This window comes from Cryobacterium sp. 10I1 (assembly GCF_035019805.1).
GTDB classification, from domain to species: Bacteria; Actinomycetota; Actinomycetes; order Actinomycetales; family Microbacteriaceae; genus Cryobacterium; species Cryobacterium glucosi.
The window spans coordinates 1-11,049 of the sequence record NZ_JASJVF010000100.1 but is presented as its reverse complement, the minus strand read 5'-3'; the positions used below and the strand labels follow the sequence as shown (position 1 = coordinate 11,049).

The following is an 11,049-nucleotide window of genomic DNA, read 5'->3' as shown; positions in this document are numbered from 1 at the left end:
CGCCCGCCCGGGCGCGGCCGCGACCGCGGCCAGAAGCCCCCATTCGGTAGGGGTCAGATCGAGGAGGGCTTCGTCCAGCCACGCTTTGTGCGAGGCCTCATCGATGCGGAGCCGCCCGTTGCCGTAGGCGACAGGGCCGGCCTCCCCGGGCAGTCCGCTGTATCGGTGGAGCACGGCCTGCACCCGAAGCACCACCTCGGCGGGACTGAACGGCTTGGTCACGTAGTCATCGGCGCCCAGCTCGAGGCCGTGAATCCGGTCGTCCGTGCCGCTGCGGGCCGTCAGCACGATCACGGGAAGGTTCTGCATTCCGTGGGCCTCGCGGAGGATCTCGGTGCCATCGATGTCGGGAAGGCCGAGGTCGAGGAGTACGAGGTCTGCCGAGTCGAGCAGACGCAGCGCCTCCGCTCCCGACGCGGTCGTCAGCACCGAGAATCCAGCCCGTTCCAGATACCGACGGAGCACGTCCCGGATGTCACGTTCGTCCTCGACGACCAGCACTGTTGGCATGACTTCACCCTATCCGCCGCCCCCGTCCGCGGTGGCGGCGCCTTCAGTTCTCCACGCGATCTCCACACACCCGGCAGACCCCCTGCACCGCGGGAAGGGAGTTTGTAGGTAGCAACAACCCACAATCTGAAGGAGCACATCATGCGCAAGAGAATCATCATCACCACGGCGATCGCCAGCGGAGTTGTCATCACCGCCCTCATCGCCACACCGAGCATCGCCGCCATGAACCGCGGCGGGGATCCGCAGGGTACCGGACCAACAGCATCCAGCATCCAGCCATACGCCCAAACTGAGCACATGAACCGCATGGGCGACGGCATGGGCTCCGCCTCCGAGATGGGCGCAGACATGGGCGCAGGAAACCGTGCCGGCATGCAGGGCGGCACCAGCAAGGGTATGGGCATGGGCGCCGGCCTCGCCGACGTGGCCAGCGGCACGATGAACGATGAGCAAAAGGCCAGCCTCACTGCGCTGGCGGCCGAGGAGAAGGTAGCCCATGACCTGTATGTCGCCTTCGCCGAGAAGCATGACGTGGCGGTCTTCAGCCGGATCGCCCGGTCTGAGACGATGCACCTGGATGCCGTTCGCACTCTTCTGGAGCGCTACAGCATCACCGACCCGACCATCGGCCTCGAGGTCGGAAGGTTCCCGACCGACGCCAGCCAAAAGCTCTACGACACCCTGCTTTCCCAGGGCTCAGCGAGCCTGGACGCGGCCAGGGAAACGGCCGGCACGGTCGAGACGACCGACATCGCCGACCTGACGGCGGCTTCGGCCGGAGTCACCGCTCCCGACGTTCTGGCCGTTTACGAGCACCTGCTCACCGGCTCGCAGCACCACCTGTCCGCCTTCGGCGGCTGACACGAACAGACGGTGGAGGGGCGTCCATAGACCGTGGGCGCCCCTCTTCCCTCCCTGCGATGGACCGACAGCGCTACTACGGTGTCGTCACGATCGCGAGGCCCGTCGAGGCCGCCGCTGCCGTCATGGAACCGGCATCGGTCACGTGGGAATAGCCCAATTGCCCGAGACGTGCGGCGGCTGCCGCCGAACGATTGCCCGAGTGGCAGTAGACGACGTATGCGCCCGACTTCGGCAGCGCCCCGACCTTGCTGTCGAAGTCGGGTGACTGCACATCGATGTTGATCGCGCTCGCAAGATGGCCGGCCGCGTATTCCCCCGGGGTGCGCACATCGATGACGACGGAATCCGCGGAAACGGACGCGGGTGCAGCCGACGAACACGCGGTCAGGCCGAAGAGGGCGGCAAGGGCAAGGGCCAGGGCTGTGATCACTGTGTTCATCGTGCCACTTTATACCCCCTTGGGTATTTTTTCCGTCCGAAGCGATACCCCCTTAGGTATAGGAGTATGGTTCAGATCAACAGCATCGAGGCTGGGATTGAGAGGGTCTGACATGGCACGAGTCGTCATTCTGGGAGCCGGGGTTTCCGGCCACACCGCTGCGCTGTTCCTCAAGCGGAGACTGGGCAGGAAGCACGAAGTGGTCGTGGTGTCACCGAACTCGAACTGGAACTGGATCCCCTCGAACATCTGGGTCGGTGTCGGCAAGATGCGCCCTGACAAGGTGGTGTTCCCGCTCGCGCCGATCTACCGGCGGAAGAGAATCGTCTTCCGCCAGGCCCGGGCCGTCGCACTGCGACCGGACGGGGATGCCGTCAGCCCCCGCGGAGCCGTGGATGTGGTGTACACGGACCCGAAGCGGGCCGGCCAGACCGAACGCATCCGTTACGACTACCTCATCAATGCGACAGGCCCCCGCCTGAACTTCGAGGCAACTCCGGGCCTCGGTCCGGACGCCGGTCACACCGTGTCGGTCTGCACGCCCAGCCACGCCGTCGAGGCAGCTAAACGCCTGGCTGCGGTCATCGGAACGTTGAAGACCGGTCGCCGGCAGACCCTGGTGATCGGAGTGGGCCATGGGACCTGCACCTGCGAGGGTGCGGCGTTCGAGTATGCCTTCAATGTCGAACATGAGCTCCGCGCGGCAGGGGTCCGGGAACGTGCAGAGGTCATCTACCTGACCAACGAGCATGAGCTGGGCGATTTCGGCGTCGGCGGAATGACCTTCAGCCAGGGCGACCGCAGGATCACGAGCGAGGCCTGGATGGAGTCGCTCTTCCGCGAACGGGCGATGAAGGCGATCACCCAGGCCGCGGTCACCGAGATCGAACCCGGCCTGATCCACTACCGGCAGATCGACGGCACGGAGAACACCCAGCCGTTCGATTTCGCCATGCTTCTCCCACCGTTCCGTGGCGTGGGCCTTGAGGCCTTCGATAGGGATGGAGCCGATATCACGGGTTCGATCTTCGCTCCCAGCGGGTTCATGCGGGTAGACGCGAACTACGAAGCCAAACCCTTCGACCAGTGGACGGCGCAGGACTGGCCCAAGACATACCAGACCCCGTTGCACCACAACGTGTTCGGGATCGGGATCGCGTTTGCCCCGCCGCACGCGATTTCCCGCCCCTATGCGACCCCCGACGGCGTCCTGGTCGCCCCGGCGCCGCCACGCACGGGCATGCCCTCAGGCTCCATGGGAAAGGCCGTGGCGATGACCATTTCCGACATGGTCCTGAGCGGCTCCACCGAGCCGACCCACACGGCGTCGATGGGCGACATGGCGGCAGCCTGCATCGCCTCGACGGGAACGGGAATGCTCTCCGGCACCGCGGCGGCCATGTCGATGTCACCCATCGTGCCGGACTACTCCCGGCACCCGAACACGGCCGGCCGAGATCCCAAGGAGACAACCGGCGACATCGGGCTCGCCGCGCACTGGGTAAAGCGGATGCTGCACACCCTGTTCATCTACAAGGCCAAGGCCTACCCGCTTTGGTACCTCATCCCCGAATAACCTGCTTCACCGACCAAGGGAGATCAGCGTGGACGACGCACAGGCACGAATCGATGCAGCGCCGCTGCCCGGGACGGGCGAATTGCGACGACGAAGCAACCCCGTCCTGCAGTTCATCCGCTTCCTCGGCCTGAACTGGACGATGTACCGACTCGCCAAACATCACGACTGACTGTCACCAGATGCGCGGGTCGCGACGGCGGGGCAACCGCGCCTTCCGTGCGCTAGCCAGGGATACTCGGCGAGCAGGCGCTCTACCGCGTCGACCCCGCCAGCAAGGTAGTCCGTCCACGCCCAACCGGTGCGACCCGGCGCACCGGACTGGGTGGCCCATCGATCGCGGATGTCGCGAAGCGCCTCGTGGGTATCCTCGTCGGGAGAATCCGAAAGGAGACGGATTGCCCGACGCACCTCGGCAAGGGCCGCAGCCATTCCTTCGAAATACTTCAGGCTCTGCAAGCGGTCAGCGCCGCGCGAAAGAGTGCAGAGCGACTGGCCACCGGAGACGGCAACCAGTCGCTGATGTGTCTCGCTCTGAAGCCTGAGTGCGGAGGCGATGAGTGCCTCCCTGCTCGTCAACACTCGTTCGAAACCCCTCGCGAAGACGGGACGGTGCTGGTTAGTTGCAGGTGCAGCGTTGGGCGGGCGGAACATCGGCCATCACGCTGGCCACATGCTCGCCGCATCCAGCCCAGGTGATCTTGTTGCAACGGTCGCAGCGGACGGGACTACACATGGGTTTCTCCTTCATTGATGAAACGGAAGTACCAGTATACCCCGGGGGGTATCGGATTACATCAATGATTTTGTCAGATTACGAACGGTCCCTAAGATTCCTGATCCTTGTCTAGCGCTTTCCATCGCCGCCGTCGGCACCGGACGATGGAATGCCAAGCACTTTCAGCTGTTCTCGATATTGATCGGCGCTCAGATCGCCGGCTGCGAAGCGCTCGTCCAGAATCTGGCGAGCCTTGCTCGGCTGCACGGCCCCTTCATCGCGCGACGTTGCCGCCCGCTGATCGTGGTGCTGTACCGAACCGCCAAAGGATCGGACCGCCCAAATGGCCAACAGCACGATGCCGACGACGACCAACAACCCGAAGGGCCATCCCCACGCCATGTAAGACCCGTTTCCCCACATCATATTTTTCTCCCTTGCTCTGTTCTGTTTCGATAGCTCAAGAATTCGCGTGTTCGTCGCGTCAGGACACGATCAGTTTCTGGTACATCCCCGCGGCATAGTGGCCTGGCAGGTTGCAGACGATCTCGTATCGTCCCGGCGCCAGGTTGAGCGTCACCCAGCCGGCGCTCCCGGGAGCGATTCCGGAGCCTTCACCGGCGTTGCACGTTGCGGAGGCCTCGCCGAGACTCGCGGTCTCGTCGACTTTGTTTTCGCTGGAGGTCGGCCTGCTGCCCGCGACCTGCGAATCCGTCAGCGGAAGGATGACCAGTTCGTGGCGGATGCTGCCCTCATTAGTGGCCAGGAAGGAAACGACTCCTGAGCCGACACGGGATCGATCGATGCTGAGACTCATGGTCCCGCGTGGCATCGTTCGATTCCCCGTACTCTTACCCGTCATCCCGTTGTCAGCGCCCATCCTCGAGTTGTTGCCCATCATGGGGCCGCCCATGCTCCGCAGCGACACATTCACAATGGATCCCGCTAGTGGCGGCTGCACGCACGACGATCCGGCCGAGTTACCAAAGACTGGCGCGCTCCCGTTCGTGGCGGTGACGACACCGACGGACAGCCCAGTCAGACCGACGATTGTCGCGACAGCTCCAGCGATCGCAGTTACGACGAGTGCGTTCATGCGCATTTTGCTTCTCCTCTGACGATTTCGTTGAGGGTGTCCACTCTGCGCGCCCCGTATGCAGGACCGTTGGCGAGCGTGTGGAGACTGTATGGAGGATTGACTCGGGGGCTTACTTGCTGGAAGGCGAGCGTTGGGATGTTGTCCGGCTATCCGGCCTCATGGTTGGAGCCAAGTCCTGGTGATGGGATGGTTCATCCTCAGGGATTCCCTGCAGGCCGCGGCAGGCGTAGGCGCTTGAGCATCAGCGCGTTGACGGCGACGATCACGCTGGAGCCGGACATCGAGATCGCCGCGATCTCGGGGCTGAGCCGGATTCCGAATGCGGGGAAGAAGACGCCGGCCGCGATCGGCAGGGCGATGGCGTTGTATCCGATCGCCCAGCCGAGGTTCTGCCGCATCTTCCGAACGGTTCCCTTCCCGATCCGCAGCGCAACGGGGACGTCCAACGGATCGGACCGCATCAACACGACATCCGCCGTCTCAATGGCGACGTCGGTGCCGGCGCCGATCGCGATCCCGAGATCTGCCTGCGCCAGCGCCGGGGCGTCATTGACACCGTCGCCGACCATGGCAACCCTCTTGCCTGCAGCCTGGAGTTCCGTGATCTTCGCCGACTTGTCCTCCGGTAGCACTTCCGCGATCACGGTATCGATCCCGAGCTGGGAGGCGATGCGTGCGGCGGTGGCTTCGTTGTCTCCGGTGAGCATGACGACCTGGATTCCCGCGTCGTGCATGGCCGCGACGGCTGCCGCAGCGGTCGGGCGCACAGCATCTGCCAAAGCCACTACTCCGGCCACGTTGCCGTCCACGGCCAGCAGGACAGCGGTATGTCCAGTCGACGCCAGGGCCTCACGCCGCGCGCTCACCGGCTGGATATCGACGCCTCGAGCGAGCATCAATTTGCGGTTGCCGACGAGCACGTGGTGCCCGCTCACCGTCGCCCCCGCCCCGTGCCCGGGTACGTTCTCGAAGCCGACGGCGTCGCCAACGGTCACACCCCGTCCCGCGGCGTAGCTGACCACCGCAGCGGCGAGCGGATGCTCCGACTCGCGCTCCACGGCGGCAACGAGTCCGAGCAGCTCGTCTTCGTCCATGCCGATTGCGACGAAGTCGGTGACTTCCGGCTTGCCCTGGGTGAGGGTGCCGGTCTTGTCCATCACGACGGTGTCGATCCGTGCGGCCGTTTCCAGCGCGGTCGCGGTCTTGAACAAGACGCCGCGCCTGGCGCCAAGTCCGGTCCCGACCATGATCGCCGTCGGGGTCGCCAGCCCGAGCGCGTCCGGGCACGTGATGACGACCACGGTGATCGCGAACAGCATGGCCGTGGGACCGGTTGCGCCCGAGAGCAGCCAGACAAGGAGGGTGGCGATTCCACCGATCAGGGCGACCAGCACGAGCCAGAACGCCGCCCGGTCGGCCAGGCGCTGGCCGGGAGCCTTGGAATTCTGGGCCTCCTGCACGAGCGCGACGATCTGGGCGAGTGCGGTGTCCGCGCCCACCTTCGTCGCCCGCACCCGGAGGGTGCCCGTGGTGTTCACGGTGGCGCCGATCACCGCGGAGCCGGCCGTCTTGGCCACGGGAAGACTCTCACCGGTGACCATGGATTCATCGATATCGGAATCACCGGACTCGACAACGCCGTCGGTGGGGACCTTGGATCCCGGGCGCACGAGCATCAGGTCGCCCGGAACAATGTCCGCGGTGGGAATTTCAACGGGTTCGCCCTCGCGGATCACGAAGGCCTGCGCGGGGGCCAGCTCGAGCAGGGTGCGGACGGCGTCATTGGCGCCGCCCCGTGCCCGCATTTCGACCCAGTGCCCCAGCAGCACAAAACTGGCCAGGACAGTGGCGGCCTCGTAGAAGACGTCGCCGCCGCCGGTCAGGGTGACCACGACGCTGTAGAGCCAGCCCGATCCGACGCCGACGGCCACAAGCACCATCATGTCGAGCGTTCTCGCCCGCAGCGCCCGGTAGGCGCCGTCGAAGAAGATCCATGCAGAGTAGAAGATCACCGGCAGTGAAAGGATCAGCGCTGCTATGTCGTCACGGAGCCCGAACGGTGCCTGAAAAGTGAACCCGATGACCTCGCGGCCGATCGGCGATATAAGCGTGATCGGAACGGAGAGGATCGCGGCCACCAGGAACCGGTTGCGCATATCCCGGATCATGCTGCTCATCGTCATGGTGCCATGGCCGCCGCCGTGCCCCATGGCGTCTTGCCTCGTCGTGGGCGTGGCTGCCGCATGCGCATGCATGATCCTGGTCTCGGCCGATGGGCTCATATGAACGATCCTCTCGAGGAATTTGCTGGTACTCAACACTGTGTTTCTCGGTGCCTACATCATCAGCATATACCCCCCATAGGTATAAGCCCCTTGGTGACCTCGGGCTGTCTCTTCGCGGAATCAGGTGGGCCCTCTCAGACCGCGCGGAGCATCCGTTGACTACAGTGTGAGCATTGCCACCTCCGGACGGCACGGGAAGGAAGGGAACGCCATGGTGGAAGCTCAGCCGTGCAGTCGCGCGTTCACAGCCGCCGCGCAACTGCGTCTTTCGCTCCTCGGAATCCTCTCGCTTGCAGCCATCGTTTTCGGAATGGTAGCGATGCATGCAGGGATGGCGGCAGAATCCGAAGCCTCAACGCATTCCCACGCGATGTCTGACCCGCATTCGAACATGTCAGTCCTCAGCGCAGGGGGGTCGGACTTCGAACTGCCGTCCGCCTCGATTTCCATGGCATCTACATCTGGAAGGTCGCACCTGCCGTCGACTTGTCTCGGCATGTGTGCCACCGATTGCCTCATGACAGGGTCCGCGTGTGCCGCCGGACTCATCGCGCACTCCCCCAATCCTGTAGCCCAGCACGCAATTGCCCTCGTTGCCGACCGCTCCGCCGTGCGCGCAGCACCCACTCTCCCGCTGCGCCTCCCTCCACAACGACCGCCCTCGCTGACGGCCCTGTCGATTAGCCGCGTCTGATCAATAACCGGCTGTGAGCCTCCACCTGGTGCGGCGGACTCTCCCCATTCCAGCAATTTCCGTGTCTCGCTGCATCCGCGAGCACACTCGCCGTCTCCGGATCTTCTTCCGCTGACGACAATCACGACCCTTGTTTGACAGATTGGACTCCCCTTGATTTCCCTACGCATTCCCCTCCTGACCGCCACCGCGCTAGCCGCAGCCATCGCCCTGTCCGCCTGTTCGGCCGGTGCCACCACGGCCGGCGGCGCCAGTGCATCCGCATCCTCCGCCCCCGCCGCATCGACAGCGGTGTTCAACGATGCCGACGTCTCGTTCGCCATGCCGATGGTCAACCACCACCAGCAGGCGATCACCATGGCCCAGACCATGCTCGACAAGACCGGGGTCGATCCACGCGTCACCGCTCTCGCCGAGCAGATCAAGGCGGCCCAAGGGCCGGAGATCACGATGATGAGCTCCTGGGTCACAGCCTGGGGTGCGACCGCCACCAACATGCCCGGAATGGACATGAGCTCAGGCTCCATGACCGATGGGGACATGGCCGCGCTCGACGCTGCGACCGGTCCGGCCGCGGACAAACTGTTCCTCCAGCAGATGATCCAGCACCATCAGGGCGCGATCGACATGGCCGACGTCGAGCTCAAGGACGGGCAGAACCCGGAAGCACAGGCATTGGCCACGAAGATCATTGCCGACCAGACGGCGCAGATCAGACAAATGCAGGACATCCTCGCCACCATGTAGCCGACCCGCCAACAGGCCGCGGAGCGTCATCGGCGCTCCGCGGCCCCGGGCGCCTAATTCCCTTAGGTGACTAGGATTAGATTGACCTTCATTTTCTGGTCCGTTCGCGAGTTACACCAACATTTTGAAGGGGCTCGACCATGGCGAAGTTCGGTGATCTGGAAAACGCGATCATGAACGAGGTCTGGCAGGCCGAGAACCCGCTCCTGGTACGGGAAATCCTCGACCGACTCAATCGCGGGCTCGCCTACAACACCGTGCAAACGGTCACCGAGATCCTTAACCGCAAGGGCTGGCTCAGCAAGGAACGGGACGGCCGCGCATTCCGCTATGGTCCCGCCGCCACCCGGGACGACTACGTGTCCGGACTCATCCGCGAGGCACTGTCCTTCGCCGACGATCGGGCGGCAGCACTCGTGGGCTTCGTCGACGAAATGCCCAACGACGAAGCAGCCGAACTCCGCCGTTTGCTTTCCGCCGCGCAGGACAACGAGCCGGAGTCATGATTGTCGCAATCATCCTGACCGTGTACGCGATAGCGCTCTCCCTTGCCGTCCCCCGGCTCCTGTTGCGCGCGAACTGGGTCGATCGCGCGCCTCGGCTCGCTATCGCGTCCTGGCAGGCCCTGACGGTCGCGGTCGTGGGCTCGCTGGCCCTCGCCGGCCTGTCCTTCGCGATTCCCATCGCCGGCCTGGGCGGACAGGGCATCATCGACGACCTCCAGGCTTGTGCAATGGCGCTGCAACAGCAGTATTCGACGCCGGCCGGGGCCGCCGTCGGTATTGGTGGGGCGCTGCTGGCCGGCGCCGTCATCACTCGCTGCTTCTGGGGCCTGGCATCAACGGGCGCCCGGATGTCACGGGAGCGCAATGCACATCGTCGAGTTCTGGACATGGTTGGTCGCCCGGATTTCGATCGCGATATCGTCATCCTCGATTCCACGGAAGCGGCGGTTTACTGCATGCCGGGAATCCACCGGCGCACTGTAGTCACCACGGCCGCGCTTCACGCTTTGACGGACGAGGAGCTCATCGCGGTTTTGGCCCATGAGCGCGCACACCTCACTGAACGGCATGACCTCGCCCTGGCATTCTCCGTGGCACTGTCGCACGCCTTTCACGGGCTCCCGCCTTTCCGGCTGGCTGCGCGGGAGACGGCTCGCCTGGTTGAACTTCGTGCCGACGATGTCGCTGCCGCACGAACTCACCGGCTCACGGTCGCGGCGGCGCTCCTGGCCGTCGTAGCCGTGCCGCCGCATGCAGTGCCGACCGTCGCACTCGGAGCCACTGGAACCGGGGCTGCGGCCCGCGTCCGCCGACTCCTCCCCCCGCGCCAGTCTGTGGGCCGCGTCCCCGCGTGCGCTGCAGCGGCCGCGATCGCGCTGCTGCTGATCGCGCCCGGACTCGCCCTCGGCTGGCCGGCCGTCACAAGCGCGGACCACGCGTTGTGCCCCGCCGAGCCGGAAACCAGCCTGTCGTCGTCCCTTTCTTCTTCCGGCAGCGCGCCTGCGCCTGCGCCCGCCGCGCATGCCCCGTGTGCCGTCGACAGCATGGACGAGGGTCGCTTCTCCAGCTGACTTTCAGCTTCGGCACGCCAGCTAGACAACCGCATCACGATCACCTAATCTCCTTAGGAGGATAGGTGAATGTCCGCGCAGGACGCGGCCCGAGTGAAGGCGACGAATATATGGAAAATCTACTGTTCGGCGGCACTCTGCTCGCCGCCTTCCTGGGCGGCCTGGTTGCCCTGCTCGCGCCCTGTTGCGTGTCGGTGATGTTGCCCGCCTACTTGGCGTCGGGCATGCGTCGGCGTTCCGGCATCGTGGGAGCGACCCTGGTCTTCGCTGCCGGGGTCGCGACCATCATCGTGCCGATCGGTTTGGGAGCAACGGCCCTGATCGGCCTGATCTCCGGCCAGCACGCGATCGTCTTCACGATCGCCGCCACGGCAATGCTGATCGGAGGAATCGCAATGCTGTTCGGCTGGAAGCTGCAGCTTCCGATGCTCGCCCGCCGCGTTCCCGCCGGTCACGGCCTTGCCTCGGTCTACGGACTCGGAGTGTTCTCCGGCGCGGCCAGCTCATGCTGCGCTCCGGTACTGATCGGCGTAGCGGT

At 64.9% G+C, this 11,049-nt stretch carries 13 protein-coding genes; 8 read left to right on the top strand and 5 right to left on the bottom strand.

Features of this window, described 5'->3' with window-relative positions; genetic code table 11:
- Positions 1–510 (bottom strand): response regulator transcription factor (locus QN345_RS10350; RefSeq protein ID WP_323508627.1); only part of this gene is annotated, 510 nt, incomplete at its 3' end.
- Between the two features lie 141 nt (positions 511–651).
- Here QN345_RS10350 and QN345_RS10345 point away from each other — a divergent pair.
- On the top strand, positions 652–1,374 hold the full coding sequence (locus QN345_RS10345) for a DUF2202 domain-containing protein (RefSeq protein WP_322189809.1): 723 nt from the start codon (positions 652–654) through the stop codon (positions 1,372–1,374).
- Between the two features lie 76 nt (positions 1,375–1,450).
- Here QN345_RS10345 and QN345_RS10340 read toward each other — a convergent pair whose 3' ends face one another.
- Complete coding sequence (locus QN345_RS10340; protein ID WP_322189810.1) at positions 1,451–1,816, bottom strand: rhodanese-like domain-containing protein; 366 nt, start codon at positions 1,814–1,816, stop codon at positions 1,451–1,453.
- 112 nt (positions 1,817–1,928) lie between these two features.
- Here QN345_RS10340 and QN345_RS10335 point away from each other — a divergent pair, with 112 nt between their 5' ends.
- Together QN345_RS10335 and QN345_RS10330 are read left to right on the top strand one after the other, a co-directional pair.
- Positions 1,929–3,392: an FAD/NAD(P)-binding oxidoreductase gene (locus QN345_RS10335; RefSeq protein ID WP_322135614.1), complete on the top strand. Its 1,464-nt coding sequence runs from the start codon at positions 1,929–1,931 to the stop codon at positions 3,390–3,392.
- A 28-nt stretch (positions 3,393–3,420) separates the two neighbouring features.
- On the top strand, positions 3,421–3,564 hold the full coding sequence (locus QN345_RS10330) for a hypothetical protein (protein WP_166787303.1): 144 nt from the start codon (positions 3,421–3,423) through the stop codon (positions 3,562–3,564).
- A gap of 675 nt (positions 3,565–4,239) precedes the next feature.
- On the opposite strand, the gene QN345_RS10325 is transcribed toward QN345_RS10330, so the two are convergent.
- The 3 genes from QN345_RS10325 to QN345_RS10315 form a co-directional block, all read right to left on the bottom strand.
- The gene (locus tag QN345_RS10325) at positions 4,240–4,536 is read right to left on the bottom strand and encodes an SHOCT domain-containing protein (protein ID WP_134447456.1); all 297 of its coding nucleotides are present in this window, start codon (positions 4,534–4,536) and stop codon (positions 4,240–4,242) included.
- A 58-nt stretch (positions 4,537–4,594) separates the two neighbouring features.
- Complete coding sequence (locus QN345_RS10320) at positions 4,595–4,927, bottom strand: sulfocyanin-like copper-binding protein (RefSeq protein ID WP_322189811.1); 333 nt, start codon at positions 4,925–4,927, stop codon at positions 4,595–4,597.
- Positions 4,928–5,406: 479 nt separating this feature from the next.
- Entirely contained in the window at positions 5,407–7,491 is a 2,085-nt protein-coding gene (locus QN345_RS10315) for a copper-translocating P-type ATPase (RefSeq protein WP_322189812.1), read from the bottom strand.
- Positions 7,492–7,705: 214 nt separating this feature from the next.
- Here QN345_RS10315 and QN345_RS20590 point away from each other — a divergent pair, with 214 nt between their 5' ends.
- The 5 genes from QN345_RS20590 to QN345_RS10295 form a co-directional block, all read left to right on the top strand.
- Positions 7,706–8,188, top strand: coding sequence for a DUF6153 family protein (locus QN345_RS20590; RefSeq protein ID WP_369125148.1), 483 nt, complete (start codon positions 7,706–7,708; stop codon positions 8,186–8,188).
- 153 nt (positions 8,189–8,341) lie between these two features.
- Positions 8,342–8,935 (top strand): DUF305 domain-containing protein, encoded by a 594-nt coding sequence (locus QN345_RS10310; protein WP_322189813.1) that lies wholly within the window; start codon positions 8,342–8,344, stop codon positions 8,933–8,935.
- A 140-nt stretch (positions 8,936–9,075) separates the two neighbouring features.
- Positions 9,076–9,441 (top strand): BlaI/MecI/CopY family transcriptional regulator, encoded by a 366-nt coding sequence (locus QN345_RS10305; RefSeq protein WP_323508626.1) that lies wholly within the window; start codon positions 9,076–9,078, stop codon positions 9,439–9,441.
- Complete coding sequence (locus QN345_RS10300) at positions 9,438–10,511, top strand: M56 family metallopeptidase (protein ID WP_323508625.1); 1,074 nt, start codon at positions 9,438–9,440, stop codon at positions 10,509–10,511. The genes QN345_RS10305 and QN345_RS10300 overlap by 4 nt, the downstream gene beginning before the upstream one ends.
- 110 nt (positions 10,512–10,621) lie before the next feature.
- Positions 10,622–11,049 (top strand): cytochrome c biogenesis CcdA family protein (locus QN345_RS10295; RefSeq protein WP_323508624.1); only part of this gene is annotated, 428 nt, incomplete at its 3' end.